This window comes from Microbacterium songi, assembly GCF_042747925.1.
GTDB lineage: Bacteria > Actinomycetota > Actinomycetes > Actinomycetales > Microbacteriaceae > Microbacterium.
On the sequence record NZ_JBHZIE010000001.1, the window covers coordinates 314,225 to 330,512 of the forward strand.

Below are 16,288 nucleotides of genomic sequence, written 5' to 3' on the forward strand. Positions count from 1 at the left end.
CGAACCATGGCCATCCACAACTTCCCCGACGGTGCCGTCCTGCGCGAAGCGCGTCCGGGCGATGAGCCGGGTATCCTCGCGGGTATCCAGGCGCTTGCCGACTATGAGCGCGAGCCCGATGCGGTGGAGAACACCGTGGGGGCGCTGACGCAGACACTTTTCGGAGAGGCGCCGCGGGCTTTTGCGCACGTCGTCGCGGGAAGCGACGGCGAGATCCTGGGTATCGCGCTGTGGTTCCTGACGTACTCGACGTGGACGGGCAGGCACGGGATCTGGCTCGAGGATCTCCACATCGCCGAGGAGCATCGGGGGCGGGGATACGGAAAGGCGCTCATCGCGTCGCTCGCCGAGGTGTGCATCGAGCGCGGGTATTCGCGTCTCGAGTGGACCGTGCTCGACTGGAACGCGCCGGCCATCGGCTTCTACCGTTCGATCGGAGCGGTGGCGATGACGGAGTGGACCACACAGCGTCTCGTCGGCGACGAGTTGGCGGCGCTGGCCGGCCGAACGGGCGCCCGCGACTGACGATCGAGGCGCCGTCCGTGGCCCGCGCTACCCTCGGGACGTGGTGACCAAGCCGACGGCCGTGCAGCTCACGCGAGACCAGGCGCGGCGCATAGCCGTGCGTGCGCAGCTGCTTGATGCCGAGCGCCCGGGCGACGTCGTCGAGGTCGCTGAGCAGATCGGCGCGATCAAGATCGACCCGACGAAGACGATCGCCCCCAGCGAGCACACCATCCTGTGGTCGCGCATCGGCTGGTCGTACGAGGCGGGTCAGCTCGTGAAGGCTGTCGAGATGGACCGGCTGCTGTTCGAGTTCGACGGCGCTTTCCGTCCGATCAGCCTGCTTCCGCTCATGCTGCCGGCGATGCGGCACTGGCCGCGCCGCGACAGCACGCGTCAGTGGCTCGTGGCGAACGACCGGTTTCGGCGGGACGTGCTCGCAAGGCTGCGCGCGGAGGGTCCGATGCTCGCCTCCGGCATCCCCGACACCTCGCAGGTCAGCCGTGCACCCGACGGATGGTCGGGATCGAACCAGGTGCCCCACATGCTGGACTTCCTGCTTCGGCAGGGCCGCGTCGCGATCGTAGGTCGCGAGGGGCGGCAGCGCCGGTGGGACCTCGCCGAGCGCGTCTACCCCCGAGATCTTCCACAGTACGGCGAAGACGACGCGGCCCGCCTCCTGGACGAGCGCCGGCTCGAGGCGGCCGGCATCGCGAAGCAACGATCACCGTGGACGCCCGTGGGCGACGCCGGGGTCCCCGCCACGATTGCGGGCTCGAGTCGCCGCTACCGTGTCGACCCGGCGGCACTCGCGGCCCTCGACGACGATGCGGGCGGACGCATCGCCTTCCTCAACCCGTACGACGGCATGCTCTTCGATCGGCCGCGTCTCGAGGAGCTCTTCGGATTCAGCTATGTGCTCGAGCAGTTCAAGCCTCGGTCCCAGCGCCGCTTCGGGTACTTCGCACATCCCATTCTGATGGGCGATCGCTTCGTCGGCATGCTGGACGCCGAGGTCGACAGAACAGCGGAACGGGGGATGCTGCGCATCAACGCCGTCCACGAGTTCGAGCCGTTCGCCCCTGAAGAGCACGAGATGGTCCGCGCCGAGATCGATGAGCTCGCGCAGTGGCTGGGAGTGGACGTCGCCGACGGCACCTGAGCCGCGACGACGTCCACATCGCGATCAGCGGGCGCCGGGTACCCGGTTCTCGGCGCTGACCATCCACGCGAACTGCTCGAGCTTCTCGAGGATCGCGTGCAGGATGTCTGCGCTCGTGGGGTCCTCGTCGTCGATGTCGTCGTGAACCTCACGGCAGGTCGAGATGGTCGCCTCGAGGCGCTCGGTCACGAGGTCGATGACCTCGCTCGTGTCGATCTCGCCCTGCGGGAACTCGGGGAGCGTGGTGGTCTCGGCCACGGTGTCGCTGCGCCCGTCGGGAAGGGCGTGCAGCGCCCGCATCCGCTCGGCGATCGTGTCGCTGAACTCGCGGGCTTCCTCGATGATCTCGTCGAGCTGTCGATGTGTGTCGCGGAAGTTCTTCCCGACCACGTTCCAGTGCGCCTGCTTGCCCTGCGAGGCCAGCTCGATGAGGTCGACGAGCACTTTCTGCATGTTCTCGCTCAGCTCGGCCGACGCGAAGAAGCCGCTTTCGGCGTTCTGCTCATCGGTCAGACCGGCGCCGCGGGCGGGGCGCCGCTTGTTCTTCGCCGCAGCGCTCGGGGTCTTGGACGCGGCCGGTTTGGTTGCAGTTGTCGTTGCCATACCTCGACGGTACGGGGGAGGCCCGGCACCGTCGCCGGGATTGCATGAGGCTGCCGGTGATGCTAGCCGCGTCGGCGGGCACCGGCCCGGTCACCGGCCGAGGTGGGAGCCCGTACCGGGAACAGCAGACGCACCAGCCCCCAGCCGATCGCTGCCCCGACGAGCTGAGCGGCGATGAACGGCGCCGCCGAGGCAGGAGCGATGCCCGAGAAGGTGTCGGTGAACATGCGGCCGACGGTGATGGCAGGATTCGCGAAGCTCGTCGAAGACGTGAAGAAGTACGCCGCGCCGATGTAGGCGCCGACGGCGGGTGCCGCGAGGTGGGACCGCCCGGAACGAGCCAGAGCGAACACGACGACGATGAGGCCCGCCGTGGCGATCGTCTCCGACAGCAGCAGGTGCGGGCCCGATCTGTCCGTCGTGCTCCAGTCCACCGCCGGAACGGCGAACATGAGGTTCGCGAGCACAGCCCCGGCGATGCATCCGATGACCTGGACCGGCAGGTAAACGGCCGCGACGGACCACGGGCGACGGTGCAGCACGATGTCGACGACGGTGACGACAGGATTGAAGTGCGCCCCCGAGACAGGGGAGAAGACCAGGATCAGCACTCCCAGTCCCAGCGCGGTGGCGAGCGCGTTCTCGAGGAGCTGAAGACCCGTGTCGGCGGGGGAGAGTCGCTGCGCGGCGATGCCCGAGCCCACGACGACCGCCGCCAATCCGGCGCTCCCCAGCAGTTCGCCGGTGGCGGATCTGACCGTGCTGATCACGGAGCGACGAGGAGCTGAGACACGCGATCCAGCGCACCCGGTACGAGCGTGAAGTACGCCCACGTGCCGCGCTTGCTGCGACTCAGGAAGCCCGCCGCCGTCAGGATCTTGAGGTGGTGCGAGACCGTCGGCTGGCTGAGCCCGACCGGCTCGATGAGGTCGCAGACGCAGGCTTCCGCGTGTTCGGATGCGGCGACGATGGACAGGAGGCGCAGGCGGGTGGGATCGGCCAGGGCCTTCATCGTGGACGCGAGATCGGCCGCTTCGGCGGCCGTCAACGGCTCGCGCACGAGCGGTGTGCGGCAGGTCGCGGCCGAGACGTCCGTCACCTCGATCATGGTCGTCATACATCGACGATAGTCGATATTGACAAGCGTCGATAGATGCGGGGACAATCGGATATCGACGGTGATCGATATCGCAGGAGGCTGCCGTGACCTTGATCGATCTGACGCCCCGTGTCGTGCAGACGCCCGTGCTGTCGACGCTGCCGGTGGTCATCATCGGGGCCGGACCGATAGGCCTGTCGGCCGCGGCGCATCTGCTCGAGCGGAACATCGAGTTCGTCGTCTTCGAAGCCGGGCCGGATGCCGCGGCCAGCGTGAGCGCCTGGGGTCACACCCGGCTCTTCTCCCCGTGGAAGCACCTGGTCGATCCTGCCTCGCGCCGCCTGCTGGAGACGGTGGGCTGGAGTCTGTCTGAGCCCGAACGCGCGCCGACCGGCGCGGAGCTCGTCGCCGACTATCTCGCGCCGCTCGCGGGGTGCGAGGGGATCGCCTCTCGCATCCGTGCAGGGGTGGAGGTGCTGGCGGTGTCCCGTGACGGAATGGACCGCACGCGGACGAAGTTTCGGGCCACCACGCCATTCGCGGTGCGCATCCGTGCGGCGGACGGCCGGATCGAGGACGTCCTCGCTCGAGCGGTGATCGATGCGTCAGGCACCTACCGATCGCCGAACCCGCTGTCATCGAGCGGACTCGAGCTGATCGGGGCGACGGAGATCGCCGACCTCGTGTCGCCGGCGCTGCCCGACGTGCTCGGACGCGACCGCGCGCGGTTCGCCGGCAGAAGGGTCACCGTTGTCGGTGCCGGTCATTCCGCCGCGAATACACTGCTCGCCCTCGTCACGCTCGCCCGCGAGGAGGCGGGGACGACGGTGACCTGGCTCATTCGCACCTCGCACGCGGTGCGTGTCTCGTCTTCTTCGGACGACGAGCTGATCGGTCGCGCTCATCTCGGAGACCGGGTCGATCGTGCGGTCGGGCGCGGCGATATCGTCGTCGTCGATGGATTCGAGATCATCCGGGCGCACCGGAGGGCACGGGCCGCTGAGCTCGTGGGGCACCGGCGCGGCGAACTCGTCACCCACGCCACCGATGTGGTGGTGAACGCCACGGGCTTCCGCCCGAATCTCGAGATGCTCCGGGAAGTCCGCCTCGATCTCGACGACATCGTCGAGGCGCCGAAGCGACTCGCCCCGCTCATCGACCCCAACGTGCACTCGTGCGGCACCGTCGAACCGCACGGCTTCCGTGAGCTCTCGCACCCCGAGCCGGGGTTCTTCATCGTCGGAATGAAGTCCTATGGGAGGGCGCCCACGTTCCTGCTCGCGACGGGCTATGAGCAGGTGCGATCCGTGACAGCGTGGCTCGCGGGCGACATGGGGTCGGCTTCAGCGGTCGAACTCGTGCTGCCCGCGACGGGCGTGTGCTCCACGGACGGCGCCGGGGACGGATGCTGCGCGTGACGGAGATCCGCGCGATGTACGCATCCGACTGGCCGGCCGTCGAGAGGATCTACGCGCAGGGCATGCTCGAGGGGGAGGCCACCTTCGAAGTGGTCACCCCGGTATGGGAGTCCTTCGACGCAGGAAAGCTGACCGGTCTGCGTTTCGTGGCGGTCGATGCGGACGGGGCGGTCGTCGGCTGGGTCGCGGCATCCGCCGTCTCCTCCCGCGCGGCGTACCGCGGCGTGATCGAGCACTCGGTGTACGTCGATGCGGAGGCGCGGCGGGCGGGTGTCGCCACGTCGCTGCTGCAGGCATTCATCACGGCGGCTGACGCGGCAGGCTTCTGGACGATCCAGTCGAGCATCTTTCCCGAGAACACCGCCAGTCGAAGGCTGCACGAGAAGAACGGCTTCCGCGTGGTCGGACGGCGGGAGCGGATCGCCCGGGCGGGCGCTGGTCCGCATGCCGGAAGCTGGCGGGACACGCTGCTGATCGAGCGGCGCCGCGCCACGAACCCGGCAGACGTCGAGACCCGCGTTGATTCAGATGACCACCAAGAGATGGCGAGACCCTCATGAGCACGAAACCCACTGTCCTGTTCGTCTGCGTCCACAATGCCGGGCGCTCCCAGATGGCCGCCGGCTACCTGAGGGAGCTCGCCGGAGATGATGTGGAGGTCCTTTCCGCCGGATCTGCGCCGAAGGACTCCATCAATCCGGTAGCCGTCCAGGCCATGGCCGAGGAAGGCATCGATATCGAAGGTCACACGCCGAAGGTGCTGACAGTGGACGCGGTCCGCGAATCCGATGTCGTGATCACGATGGGGTGCGGGGATGCCTGCCCGATCTTCCCCGGCAAGCGCTACGAGGACTGGGAGCTGGACGATCCCGCCGGCCAGGGCATCGAAGCGGTCCGTCCGATCCGCGACGAGATCCGCGGGCGGGTCGAGGCGTTGCTGGCGGAGCTCCGGACGGCATAGCCGCTCCGACCGCCGTTACGACGGCGGACGGATGATCCCCGCGCTCCCTGGGAAGGACGATGGCCCCCTGCGTCGCAGAGGGCCATCGTCGATCTCCGTGGTCCGAAGCGTCCATGACGTTCCGGTGCGAGGGTCAGCGGCGGGCGCTGGCCTCGTCGCGGTCGTAGTGCTCGCGGCTGCCGGACTTGGCCAAGCCGCGGCTGATCATGTATCCGATGGTCAACAGGGTGGCGTAGAGCCAGACCTGCTCGGCGCCGAAGCCCTGACCGTCCTCGTTGCTGTCCACGACGGCGGAGGCGATGAACATGGCGATGAGCACGACGATGTAGACGATGAACTCCGTCGTCTTGAAAGCCGCTTTGGTCTCGGTGGAGACGCGGGAGACGCGGGTGTCCGCGGTGGTGTTGGTCATGATGTGTCCTTGTTGGTTATCACGTTGATGAGACTGCGTGTGCGCAGCCACTGCGTGAGGTAACCAGGACGCACGGATATTGTCCCCACCCTTGCTATTCCGCGCGATCGTCAGGAAAGTTCGCCGACGGTGCCTCACGCGCGAGGAATCACGCGAGATCGACGTGGCCGACGGCGGAGGCGTATCAATCGGTAGAGGATGCCGACGCCTACGACTGCCGCCCCGCCCACGATGGACTGCCAGGGAAGGGTGACCACGAGGATCAAACACCCCGCGGCCCCGAGGAGGGGAAGCGGGCGTGGGTATCGGCGGTGCGGTCGGTCCTGCGTGAACGCGGCCACATTGGCGACGAAGTAGTACAGCAGAACGCCGAAGGAGGAGAAGCCGATCGCCTGCCGCAGGTCGACGAGGACGACGAGTGCGCACACGGCGACCGCGAGGACCGTCTCGGCGCGACGCGGTACCTGGGATGTGGGGTCGATCGCCGCCAGCGTCCGGGGGAGATCGCCTGTGCGGGCCATTGCCAGGGTTGTCCGGCCGATTCCGGCGATCAGCGCCAGAAGCGCGCCGAGTGCGGCGAGCGCGGCTGCGATCTGCACCGCGGGGGTCATCCACGACGCGCCGGCGTGCACCACCAGTGTGATCAGCGGTGCGTCGGAACTCGCCAGCCGTTGCGGCCCGAGCCCGGTCAGCAGCAGGACCCCCAGCGTCGCGTACAAGGCGAGGACACCCGTCAGCGATATGACGATCGCCCGGGGGATCACCACCGACGGATTCCTCACCTCTTCACCCATCGTCGCGATACGCGCGTATCCCGCGAAGGCGAAGAACAGCAGCCCGGCGGATTGCAGGATGCCGTACCCACCGGTCGGCGCATCACCCGCGGCCGTCCCGCGTGCGCCCGAGACGGCGACGGATCCCACAGCAATCACGATGACGACGACGAGAACGACGAGGACGCAGCTGACGAGGATCTTCGTGAGTGCGGCCGTCCGCGTGACGCCGAGCAGATTGATCCCCACCAACGCGATGACGGCGACGACGGCGACGGCCTTCTGCAGCGGTCCGGGGACCACATAGGCGGCGAACGTCAGAGCCATCGCGGCACAGCTCGCGGACTTGCCGACCACGAAGCTCCAGCCGGCGAAGAAGCCGGGCCACTCGCCCAGCCGCTCCCGCCCGAACACATACGTCCCTCCAGACGTGGGGTACTGAGCGGCGAGTTGCGCGGACGAGGTCGCGTTGCAGAACGCGACCACGGCTGCGAGTCCGAGCCCGATCAGGAGGCCCGCTCCGGCCACCTGCGCGGCCGGAGCGAAGACCGCGAAGACTCCCGCCCCGATCATCGACCCGAGACCGATCATCACGGCGTCGGACAGGCTCAACCTGCGAGCGAGCGCGGGGGGATCTGCCGGACCGGTGACCATGGCGTGACCATAGTGCCCCGTGGTGACATCGACATGTCGTCGACCAAATTCCTCGTCTGGTGGCGGAGCGACGATCGCGCGGTGTCAGCATCCATCCCGACCGCACTGTGCCGGATCACCCGCCCGACGCGGCAGGCGGGCTCGTCGACCATCACCCCACGGAGATGCCTGAAGACGCAGCCGTCGATCGGCGGACCCATGGGGTGTTAGATGTGAGCGTGGTCGATTCAGGCGGTTCGGGGTCACCCGAGGGCGATCGGGAAAAGGCGCCCGCGGGTGATGACAGTGGAGCCCCCGCGACGAAAGCAGATCGGGTCATCAAGGTCCTGAGCGACGCTGAGAAGCGAGACGATGCCGCCGGCGCTCGCGACGCGGCAGCCGATGAGCGCTCGCGAGCGGCAGATCTGCGCGCGTTCCTGGAAACCGGCGAAGACTACGCCGGTCACGGGGAGCGCCGCGCGGCCGCGCAGGACCGGGCGCACGCGAAGGGCGATCGGAAGGATTCGGCGCAAGACCGGGCTCTCCTCGCCGACGAAGTCGACTTCGATGCAGACGACCCGCCGACGGACACTCGCTGACGGGTCGCCGGGGCGCCAAGACGGGGCTCGGGCGCGTCGAGTGGTCGTTCCCGAACCCGCGCTCGCACTCGGGGGTGGAGAACGGCCGTCTCGAGGTCAGGGTGTCGTCCGCTTTCGCTCGAATCCGTACACCGCTGCCTGGGTTCGACGTTCCATGCCCAGCTTGGCCAGGAGTGCGCTCACGTAGTTCTTCACCGTCTTCTCGGCGAGGCCGAGCCTCTCGCCGATCTCCCGATTCGTGAGCCCGCCCGTGATCAGATCGAGGACCTGGTTCTCCCTCATCGAGAGATCAGGGCAGACGAGTGGACCAGTCGTCTGAGAGACGGGACGGATGATCGTCGCGCCCCGCCGAAGCACTTCGGTGGATTGGATGGTCCTTCCGCCGGCGGCGCGTCGGACGGCGGCGATGAGTGCTCCGCTGCGGATGTTCTTGAGCACGTAGCCGCTCGCACCGGCCAGGACGGCCAGTCGCAGAGCGTCGTCGTCGTCGTACGCGGTGAAAATGAGGCACGCGATCTCCGGATGGGCGGAGCGGATGTCGCGGCAGAGGTTCACTCCGTCGCCGTCGGGAAGGCGCACGTCGAGCACGGCGACATCGGGGAGGGTTGCGTCGACCCGGCGCAGGGCCTCGCGGAAGGTGCCCGCCTCGCCGACGACGGTGAGGTCCGGCTCCGCGTCGATGAGCTGCGCGATGCCGCGACGGACGATTTCATGGTCGTCCACCAGGAAGACGTTGATCATTGTCCTCCTGACTCGTCGCCCCGCGCGACGGGCACAGACCATTCGATGCGGGTACCGGAAAGGCCGTCGGAGGTGATCGTGCACTCTCCGCCGAGCAGGACGGCCCGTTCGGTGATGTTCGCCAGACCGCTCATGCGCACAGCGCCCGTCATGCCGCACCCGTCGTCGGTGACGGTGAGCGTGATGGCGTCGAGAGTGATTTCGGCGGCCACCTCGACGAGATGAGCATCGGCATGCCTGACGATGTTCGTGAGGCATTCCCGCAGCACCGCGACCAGCTCATCGGCGAGCGATGACGGCACCAAGGAATCCAGGGGTCCCGAGAACGTGATGCGGGGGGTCGACGACAGACCTGCGGAGCCTTCCGATACGACGTCGAGCAGCCGGTCGCGAGTGAGCTTCTCCGTGCCTCTCTCGCCCGCACCGAGCGCGAACACGACCGTGCGGATGTCCTTGATCGCCGCGTCGATCGCATCGACCTGCGTGTTGAGGGCGGCGGATGTCTCGCCGTCCGCCGCCGTCGACAACGCCTGAAGCGAGAGGCCTGCGCCGAAGAGCCGCTGAATGACATGGTCGTGGAGGTCTCGCGCGATGCGGCTCCGATCTCGGGACGTTTCGAGGCGGCGGCGGTCCTCTCGGGCGCGGACGATCTCGATGGCGACGCTGGCCTGATCTGCGAATGCAGATGCCATGCCCAACTCCGCTTCCGTGAAGGAGGACGCTCCGGTTCGTCGAGCCATCGTGAGGACGCCGAGCGGCTCCCCGCCGCTGTAGAGGGGGATCGCCACAGTCGGCCCCGACACATGCCAGCCCACAGGCTCTCGATCGGCGTCGCACGGGAGGCTCGCGGCGCCCTGGGTGGCCAGAGCGCGGGCGGCGAGTGTGCCGGCGGCGGGAAAGACGCGTCCGAGGAGAGGCCCGGCGCTGACGCCGTGAACGGTCGTGACTCGGAAGTCCTCGACGCCGTGCGGGACGACGACGACGACGAGGTCGACCTCGAGCAGCGCCCCGACGCGCTCGGTGATGACGCTGAGCACGTCTTCGCCGGAGACCTCCAGCATCGCGGCCATCACGTCCGCGGTCGTGACGCTCCATATCTCTCGGGTTCTCGCGAGGTCGTACAGGCGGGCATTCTCGATCGCGATCCCCGCCGTCGCCGCGAGCGCGAGGACCAGCTCTTCATCCTCCGCGCTGAACGGTCCCCGCTGCCCGGACGTGAGGTAGAGGTTGCCGTAGACGTCGTCCCCCACCCGCAGAGGGACGCCGAGGAAGGCGTCCATGGGCGGATGATGCGCCGGGAAGCCTGCGGAGCGGGGATCCTCAGCCAGATGTCGGACACGGATCGGCGCGGCATCCGTGATGACCGCGCCGAGCAGGCCCTTCCCGGTGGGCAGACGGCCGATCTTGCGGGCCGTCACGTCATCGACGCCGACGTGGATGAACCGTTCCAGGGTGCCATCAGGGGCGAGCACACCCAACGCCCCGAATGGAGCACCGACCAACCGCATCGCCGCCTCGACGATGCGGCGGAGCACGATCTCGAGGTCCAGACGCTCGACGATGGCCGCGTTCGCGCGGAGCAGGTCGCGAAGTCGCGGTTCAGCGAGAGCGGCGTCTTCGACTGCGGCGCGACGTACGTTCGACGGATCCAACATGAGGCCTCCCGTCGTTGGAGTGTATCGAGAGGCCGAGAGGCGGGTGACGCCCGTTCTTACGATTCCGAGCCCGCGTCATGGGTATGGCCGTAGCTATCGACCGGTGGTGCGGAGTGCTTGAATACGGAAACCATGTGTTCCGTGCCGATTTCCACTCACCCCGGGTGTTTGCGAGGTCTGTCATGCCTTGGTATCCGCTTGATCGCCTCCTGATCGCACTGTGGTTGGCAGCCAGCCCTCATTCCTGGCAGCGCACCTTCCTGGCCAATGACACCCCCCACGTCTATGCGACCGGGGAGAATCGCGATCACGTACTGCTCACCGGAGATGGCGCGGCCACCGGGCGCGGGGTGCTCAGCCACGACCTTGGGCTTCCCGGCTACCTCGCCCGCAGTCTGTCAGCGCGCACTGGTCATGCGACGGATGTCGACATCGTCGTCGACCAGCTGATGACCGCAAGAACCTGTCTGCCTGCGATCAAGGACGTCGATCTCTCCCGGTTCGATCTCATCCTCCTGTCCGTAGGACACAACGAAGCACTCGCCTTGGTGAGTGCCGTGCAGTGGGAGGAAGACCTGGAGACACTCTTCTCGGATATCGAAGCGAGGACGTCGCCCGAGACCAAGATCGTCATCCTGTCGATTCCCACGTTCGCCGAGAAGACTCAGCTCCCACGCCTTCTTGCCCGCGTCGTCGACCAGCACGCAGTGGCCCTGAACGCCGTCATCTCGACTCTGATCTCGGCTCGGTCGAACATGACGATGATGCCGCTGTCGGGCGATAACCAGTTCGAAGCGGAGAACGCGCATGTCTACGCCCGGTGGGCAGAGGGAATCGCAACGCGGATCACGGGAATCCCTGATGCACGCCGGCGAACCGCGGACCGGTGGACGTTCCACGAAGCGGCACGTCAGCGCGCCGTGGAGAACCTCGGGGAACTCGTCAGCAGTGTCGACCCAGTCCTCGACCAACTCACGGAGCTCGCGCGACACACGTTTGGAGCGCCGATGGCTGTGATCACGATCGTCCGCAGCGAGACGCAGGTGATGAAGGCTGTGAGCGGAATGGAACCGATTGTCGTCGCGCGCGAACAATCATTCTGTGACACCACCATTCGACGGGCCTCTCAGCTCGTAGTGGAAGACACCCAAGCCGATCCGCGCTTCGCTGACTTCGACGCCGTCGTCGGCCCCCCCGGGGTGCGGTTCTATGCCGGTGCTCCGATCGAATCCCCGCAGGGGTACCGTGTCGGCGCGCTATGCATCATGGACACCGAGCCCCGCCGGTTCACCGCCGGCGATCTTGAGATGCTCCGCAACCTCGCCCTGATCGCACAAGAACAGCTCTGGAGACCGGACCTCACGTGAGGGCGTCCTCTGCCACTCTGGCGCGGGGCCCGCTTATGTCGCCGGTGGAGCCCGGCAGCCGACGCTGGTCCATTCGTAGCGACAGCCGATCAGAATCGGCCGATCTTCGACATCAGCGGACCGGTTTTCGAATCACGAAGCGGTCGTGACTTTGCCCGCAACTGTGCCGCGAGCGTTTTCAGGGACGCGATCCCTCGTAAACACGCGGATCGTGAGAGCGGAGGATAGGGGATTCGAACTCTCATTTTTCGGGGTGCAAATCGGCCATTTTGCCGCGGAATTACGCGGTTTTCGGTATGCCGAAATCTTGGCACACCAGCATCCCCCTGCCTTTGGATGCACGGCGTGTCGCGGTCAACTGTGCCACAACTGTGCCACGGGACCAGGTTAGTGAGCCATAGCTGCTGGTCTGGCTCACTTCTACCAAGGGAGACGCTGGGGTCTCGGACATATTGACCGCCTACCGCCGGCCGAGGCTGGTTCCAGAACTGAGCGCATTCCGTTTGACCGTATGAGAAGGACCGCTTCGTCGCGATCGTGTCGGTCGGAGCTTGACCTTTGCCTGATGCACCTGCTCGAGCTCTCGCGCTGCGCCACCGGGCTGATGCATGTTCGGCCTCGGCGCCCTTGTCGCCAGCGGATCACATGAGAGTCGTGGCTCAACTCTGCTTCACGACGGTGAGGAGGATGACGGAGTCTTCGACGGCGTCCAGCGAGTGGCGTCCATCCGGAATCGTCATAAGGTCTCCTGGAGAGCCGTTCCAGGACACGTCGCCGGATATGAGGAGCACTCGACCCTCGAGAACCTGCAGGGTCGCCTCCCCAGGGTTCTCGTGTTCGGCGAGGCTTTCGCCCGCGGTGAGGGCGATCAATGTCTGACGGAGATGATGCTCGTGGCCCCCGAAGACTGTCTTCGAGCTTCGGCCGCTAGCCGCCTCTCGCGCATGGACGAGTTCGTGTCGGGCGAGTGCGATGAGTGAGGTCTTCTGCATGATGTTCCGATGTTCGAGTGCTGTCGGTCAGAGATATCAATCGTCCGGTGGCGTGGATGGCTTCCTGAGTCGGAGGGACCTTCGGCCCTGTTTTCGCATCAGGCGACGATGTCGAATAGAAGAGACAGGGAGTAACAATGACAACAATCAGGGATGACCGCGAGATGGACGAACCCGGCGCCATCGTCGACGAGAACGCCTACCTAACTGCCCATGTGGAGCCCGCCCGCCATGCGGTGGAGCACCTGACTGAGGCGCAGTGTTGGACGATGATCGAGGCGGAATCCTTCGGCCGGCTTGCCGTTGAGGGATTGGATGGCGCACCTGACGTGTTTCCGCTGAACTATGTGGTCCGCGACAAAGCCATTTATATCAAGTCCGCACCCGGGTTGAAACTGATGGCGATCACTGCGCACTCGAGCGTCGCGCTGGAGATCGACGGCGTAGACGCCGGCTTCCAGTGGAGCGCGGTTATCCGAGGTTCCGCCCGTCGTCTCGCCTTCGACACCGAGATCCTTCAATCGGGCGTGCAGGCGATGATCTCGTCTAGCCCCACGACGAAGTACAACTACGTGTGCATCACGCCGGACTCGGTCTCCGGCCGTCGATTCGCTGAGCACACGAACCTGCTTAGGACGTCTCCTGAGCCAGCCATTCTCACGCCACCAGTGAGTGCTCACGAGCCGACACGACCCTACGAAGACACGGTCCTGCAAACCCCTTCCGTCCGTTCGCAGGCACCTATCCATATCGCGCACTTTCCGCCGAGTTAGGATTCCGCCGCCACTCATGCGGCGTCGTCACTGTTTGCACGGGCATCTGCCTCGGGGGTGCCCACGCCGGTGTTCACCTCGCGCGCCAGCAGCTCCGGGCCGGTTGTCCAGATCCAGTCGGCAACCTCGGGGATGTCTTCACCGAACTCCCGGGTGTACGCCCGCGCTCGCACGCGGGCGTCCTGCATGCGTTGGCGCAGCCCGGCATAGCGTTCACTGAGTCCCGGAACGCGATCGAGCACGTCGATGACGAGCCGATAGCGGTCGATGTCGTTGAGCATGACCATGTCGAAGGGCGTCGTTGTCGTGCCCTCGTCTTTGAAGCCGCGCACGTGCAGGTTCTCGTGACCCGCTCGCCGATACGTCAGTCGGTGGATCAGCCATGGGTAGCCGTGGTACGCGAAGACGATGGGACGGTCGGTAGTGAAGATGGCGTCGTACTCCCGGTCGCTCATGCCGTGCGGGTGTTCACCTTCGCTGACGAGCCACATGAGATCCACCACATTGACGACGCGCACCTTGAGGTCGGGGATCGCCGTGCGAAGGAGGGACGCGGCCGCGAGTACTTCCAGAGTGGGCACGTCACCGGCGCAGCCCAACACTACGTCGGGCTGCTCACCTTCTACTTCGGAGCCGGCCCACTCGAAAATGCCAACGCCACGGGTCATGTGTTCGACGGCCTGCGGCATGCTCAGCCAGTTGAAGGTGGGCTGTTTGCCGGCGACGACGACGTTGACGTAGTTGACGCTGCGCAGGCAGTGGTCGTACGTCGACAGAAGTGTGTTCGCGTCGAACGGCAGGTACACGCGGACGACGTCTGCCTTCTTGTTGACGACGTGATCGATGAAGCCGGGATCTTGATGTGAGGAACCGTTGTGATCCTGCCGCCACACGTGCGAGGACAGGAGATAGTTGAGCGACGCGATCGGGCGCCGCCACGGCACATCCTTACTGGTCTTCACCCACTTTGCGTGCTGATTGAACATCGAATCGACGATGTGCACGAAAGCCTCGTACGTGTTGAAGAGACCGTGGCGTCCGGTGAGCAGATAGCCCTCCAGCCACCCCTCGCACTGGTGCTCACTGAGCATCTCGACGACACGGCCGCTGCGGGCCAGATGCTCGTCCGAGTCCCGCAATTCTGCGTCCCACTGTTTGTCGGTGACGGCGAGCACCGCACCGAGGCGGTTCGAAACCGTCTCGTCGGGTCCGAAGATGCGGAAGTTGTGCGGATTAGACCGAACGACATCCGCGAGCCACTCGCCTAACACGCGCGTGGCCTCGTTGACGGTGGCGCCCGGGCTCGGCACATCGACCGCGAAGTCGCGGAAGTCAGGCAGCACCAGGTCTCGTCTCAGCAGGCCTCCGTTCGCGACGGGATTCGCGCTCATGCGGCGCTCACCCTCGGGAGCGAGGCTGCTGATGAGCGACACAGGGGCACCCGATTCGTCGAACAGCTCGTCCGGTCGATACGACCGCAGCCACGTGTCCAGAACCTCGAGATGTTCTGGTGTGTCCCGCGCACTGGCAAGCGGCACCTGGTGCGATCGCCAGTTGTTCTCCGCGGGTAGCCCATCGATCGTCCGCGGGCACGTCCACCCCTTCGGTGTGCGCAGGATGATCATCGGCCAGGCGGGGCGACTGGTCTGAGTTCCCGCGGCGGCCGCCGCTTTGATCTCTGCGATCTGGTTCAGAACCGTGTCGAGCGTCTCTGCGAGCCGTTGATGTACCGCCATCGGGTCCTCGCCGTCGAAGCCGCCCGAGACGAGATACGGCGTATGGCCGTACCCCCGCATTAGCGTGAGCAATTCTTCTTCGGGGATGCGCGCCAGCACCGTCGGGTTAGCGATCTTGTAACCATTGAGGTGCAGGATCGGGAGGACTACTCCATCGGTGAGCGGATCCAGAAACTTATTGGAGTGCCAGCTCGTCGCCAACGGGCCGGTCTCAGCCTCGCCGTCGCCGATTACTGCGGCTACCAGCAGGTCGGGGTTGTCGAATGCGGCTCCGTAGGCATGGGAGAGCGCGTAGCCCAGCTCGCCGCCCTCGTGAATAGATCCCGGCGTGTCCGCCGAGGCATGGCTGGGGATGCCGCCGGGGAACGAGAACTGGCGGAACAGTCGACGTAGGCCGTCGATGTTTCGGTCGATGTGCGAATAGAGCTCTGAGTAGGTGCCGTCTAGATACGCATTGGCGACCATGCCCGGCCCGCCATGGCCCGGACCGGTGATGTAAATCGTGTTCAGGTCGCGCTCCCGTATGACGCGATTCAGATGTGCGTAGACGAAATTTAGTCCCGGCGTCGTGCCCCAATGGCCGAGGAGCCGCCTTTTGACGTGATCGCGAGCGAGCGGATCACGAAGCAGTGGATTGTCGAGCAGGTAGATCTGCCCGACCGAGAGGTAATTGGCCGCTCGCCACCACGCGTCGACCTGTGCGAGTGTGCCCCCGTCCGCGCCGACCTTCTCCCGGGAGGGGAAGGCACTGTGTCCGCCGTCGGGAGCGAGTGTCGGTGGTCGACCGCTGATCATGTGCGTCTCGTTTCGCTGGTCCAGGGTGGGTCGGGTGGCCTACGGAGTTTGTTGGGGCGGCGTGC

The 16,288-nt window shown here is 66.3% G+C and carries 17 protein-coding genes; 8 read left to right on the forward strand and 9 right to left on the reverse strand.

Translation table 11 applies throughout. The features are described 5' to 3' along the window. Positions 1–6: 6 nt before the first annotated feature. Both ACFM35_RS01640 and ACFM35_RS01645 read left to right on the forward strand, forming a co-directional pair. Positions 7–525: a GNAT family N-acetyltransferase gene (locus ACFM35_RS01640; RefSeq protein ID WP_378837528.1), complete on the forward strand. Its 519-nt coding sequence runs from the start codon at positions 7–9 to the stop codon at positions 523–525. A gap of 40 nt (positions 526–565) precedes the next feature. After that, the gene (locus tag ACFM35_RS01645) at positions 566–1,666 is read left to right on the forward strand and encodes a DNA glycosylase AlkZ-like family protein (RefSeq protein WP_378837530.1); all 1,101 of its coding nucleotides are present in this window, start codon (positions 566–568) and stop codon (positions 1,664–1,666) included. Positions 1,667–1,690: 24 nt separating this feature from the next. Here the strand turns inward: ACFM35_RS01645 and ACFM35_RS01650 are convergent, their stop codons facing one another. From ACFM35_RS01650 to ACFM35_RS01660, 3 genes are all read right to left on the reverse strand, one after another. Continuing rightward, entirely contained in the window at positions 1,691–2,269 is a 579-nt protein-coding gene (locus tag ACFM35_RS01650) for a Dps family protein (protein WP_378837532.1), read from the reverse strand. A 62-nt stretch (positions 2,270–2,331) separates the two neighbouring features. Next, positions 2,332–3,039, reverse strand: coding sequence for an aquaporin (locus tag ACFM35_RS01655; protein WP_378837534.1), 708 nt, complete (start codon positions 3,037–3,039; stop codon positions 2,332–2,334). Then, positions 3,036–3,386 carry an ArsR/SmtB family transcription factor gene (locus ACFM35_RS01660; RefSeq protein WP_378837537.1) on the reverse strand — a complete coding sequence of 117 codons (351 nt, stop codon included), beginning with the start codon at positions 3,384–3,386 and terminating at the stop codon, positions 3,036–3,038. The genes ACFM35_RS01655 and ACFM35_RS01660 overlap by 4 nt, the downstream gene beginning before the upstream one ends. Before the next feature lie 86 nt (positions 3,387–3,472). Here ACFM35_RS01660 and ACFM35_RS01665 point away from each other — a divergent pair, with 86 nt between their 5' ends. Genes ACFM35_RS01665 through ACFM35_RS01675 form a run of 3 tightly spaced genes read left to right on the forward strand, consistent with a single transcriptional unit; the run spans position 3,473 to position 5,747 of the window. After that, a complete protein-coding gene (locus ACFM35_RS01665; RefSeq protein WP_378837540.1) occupies positions 3,473–4,786 on the forward strand; it encodes an NAD(P)-binding domain-containing protein in 1,314 nt (437 codons plus the stop codon). After that, positions 4,774–5,346 (forward strand): GNAT family N-acetyltransferase, encoded by a 573-nt coding sequence (locus ACFM35_RS01670; RefSeq protein WP_378837542.1) that lies wholly within the window; start codon positions 4,774–4,776, stop codon positions 5,344–5,346. The genes ACFM35_RS01665 and ACFM35_RS01670 overlap by 13 nt, the downstream gene beginning before the upstream one ends. Then, positions 5,343–5,747, forward strand: coding sequence for an arsenate reductase ArsC (locus tag ACFM35_RS01675; protein WP_378837544.1), 405 nt, complete (start codon positions 5,343–5,345; stop codon positions 5,745–5,747). Before ACFM35_RS01670 ends, ACFM35_RS01675 begins: the two co-directional genes overlap by 4 nt. A 133-nt stretch (positions 5,748–5,880) precedes the next feature. On the opposite strand, the gene ACFM35_RS01680 is transcribed toward ACFM35_RS01675, so the two are convergent. Continuing rightward, positions 5,881–6,159, reverse strand: coding sequence for a hypothetical protein (locus ACFM35_RS01680; protein ID WP_378837547.1), 279 nt, complete (start codon positions 6,157–6,159; stop codon positions 5,881–5,883). A 134-nt stretch (positions 6,160–6,293) separates the two neighbouring features. Then, the gene (locus tag ACFM35_RS01685) at positions 6,294–7,586 is read right to left on the reverse strand and encodes an APC family permease (RefSeq protein WP_378837549.1); all 1,293 of its coding nucleotides are present in this window, start codon (positions 7,584–7,586) and stop codon (positions 6,294–6,296) included. Positions 7,587–7,804: 218 nt separating this feature from the next. On the opposite strand from ACFM35_RS01685, the gene ACFM35_RS01690 reads away from it, so the two are divergent. Further along, entirely contained in the window at positions 7,805–8,164 is a 360-nt protein-coding gene (locus tag ACFM35_RS01690) for a hypothetical protein (protein ID WP_378837551.1), read from the forward strand. Positions 8,165–8,260: 96 nt separating this feature from the next. Here ACFM35_RS01690 and ACFM35_RS01695 read toward each other — a convergent pair whose 3' ends face one another. Beyond that, on the reverse strand, positions 8,261–8,905 hold the full coding sequence (locus tag ACFM35_RS01695) for a response regulator (RefSeq protein WP_378837554.1): 645 nt from the start codon (positions 8,903–8,905) through the stop codon (positions 8,261–8,263). Then, positions 8,902–10,560, reverse strand: a complete 1,659-nt coding sequence (locus ACFM35_RS01700; protein WP_378837556.1) for a sensor histidine kinase — start codon at positions 10,558–10,560, stop codon at positions 8,902–8,904. The genes ACFM35_RS01695 and ACFM35_RS01700 overlap by 4 nt, the downstream gene beginning before the upstream one ends. Positions 10,561–10,637: 77 nt before the next feature. Here ACFM35_RS01700 and ACFM35_RS01705 point away from each other — a divergent pair, with 77 nt between their 5' ends. Next, positions 10,638–11,927 carry a GAF domain-containing protein gene (locus ACFM35_RS01705; protein ID WP_378837558.1) on the forward strand — a complete coding sequence of 430 codons (1,290 nt, stop codon included), beginning with the start codon at positions 10,638–10,640 and terminating at the stop codon, positions 11,925–11,927. A gap of 659 nt (positions 11,928–12,586) precedes the next feature. Here the strand turns inward: ACFM35_RS01705 and ACFM35_RS01710 are convergent. Next, positions 12,587–12,919 carry a cupin domain-containing protein gene (locus tag ACFM35_RS01710; protein ID WP_378837561.1) on the reverse strand — a complete coding sequence of 111 codons (333 nt, stop codon included), beginning with the start codon at positions 12,917–12,919 and terminating at the stop codon, positions 12,587–12,589. Positions 12,920–13,056: 137 nt separating this feature from the next. Here ACFM35_RS01710 and ACFM35_RS01715 point away from each other — a divergent pair, with 137 nt between their 5' ends. Continuing rightward, positions 13,057–13,692, forward strand: a complete 636-nt coding sequence (locus ACFM35_RS01715) for a pyridoxamine 5'-phosphate oxidase family protein (protein ID WP_378837563.1) — start codon at positions 13,057–13,059, stop codon at positions 13,690–13,692. A gap of 14 nt (positions 13,693–13,706) precedes the next feature. Here ACFM35_RS01715 and ACFM35_RS01720 read toward each other — a convergent pair whose 3' ends face one another. Further along, on the reverse strand, positions 13,707–16,223 hold the full coding sequence (locus tag ACFM35_RS01720; protein ID WP_378837566.1) for a phosphoketolase family protein: 2,517 nt from the start codon (positions 16,221–16,223) through the stop codon (positions 13,707–13,709). Positions 16,224–16,288: the final 65 nt, after the last annotated feature.

What these genes read in the sequence shown, in the direction of transcription:
- ACFM35_RS01670 (WP_378837542.1), top strand. Translation starts at nt 4,774, where the DNA reads ATGCTGCGCGTGACGGAGATCCGCGCGATGTACGCATCCGACTGGCCG.
- ACFM35_RS01705 (WP_378837558.1), top strand. Translation starts at nt 10,638, where the DNA reads ATGGGTATGGCCGTAGCTATCGACCGGTGGTGCGGAGTGCTTGAATAC.
- ACFM35_RS01700 (WP_378837556.1), bottom strand. Translation starts at nt 10,560, where the DNA reads ATGTTGGATCCGTCGAACGTACGTCGCGCCGCAGTCGAAGACGCCGCT.
- ACFM35_RS01695 (WP_378837554.1), bottom strand. Translation starts at nt 8,905, where the DNA reads ATGATCAACGTCTTCCTGGTGGACGACCATGAAATCGTCCGTCGCGGC.
- ACFM35_RS01685 (WP_378837549.1), bottom strand. Translation starts at nt 7,586, where the DNA reads ATGGTCACCGGTCCGGCAGATCCCCCCGCGCTCGCTCGCAGGTTGAGC.
- ACFM35_RS01715 (WP_378837563.1), top strand. Translation starts at nt 13,057, where the DNA reads ATGACAACAATCAGGGATGACCGCGAGATGGACGAACCCGGCGCCATC.
- ACFM35_RS01680 (WP_378837547.1), bottom strand. Translation starts at nt 6,159, where the DNA reads ATGACCAACACCACCGCGGACACCCGCGTCTCCCGCGTCTCCACCGAG.
- ACFM35_RS01675 (WP_378837544.1), top strand. Translation starts at nt 5,343, where the DNA reads ATGAGCACGAAACCCACTGTCCTGTTCGTCTGCGTCCACAATGCCGGG.
- ACFM35_RS01720 (WP_378837566.1), bottom strand. Translation starts at nt 16,223, where the DNA reads ATGATCAGCGGTCGACCACCGACACTCGCTCCCGACGGCGGACACAGT.
- ACFM35_RS01710 (WP_378837561.1), bottom strand. Translation starts at nt 12,919, where the DNA reads ATGCAGAAGACCTCACTCATCGCACTCGCCCGACACGAACTCGTCCAT.
- ACFM35_RS01660 (WP_378837537.1), bottom strand. Translation starts at nt 3,386, where the DNA reads ATGACGACCATGATCGAGGTGACGGACGTCTCGGCCGCGACCTGCCGC.
- ACFM35_RS01640 (WP_378837528.1), top strand. Translation starts at nt 7, where the DNA reads ATGGCCATCCACAACTTCCCCGACGGTGCCGTCCTGCGCGAAGCGCGT.
- ACFM35_RS01650 (WP_378837532.1), bottom strand. Translation starts at nt 2,269, where the DNA reads ATGGCAACGACAACTGCAACCAAACCGGCCGCGTCCAAGACCCCGAGC.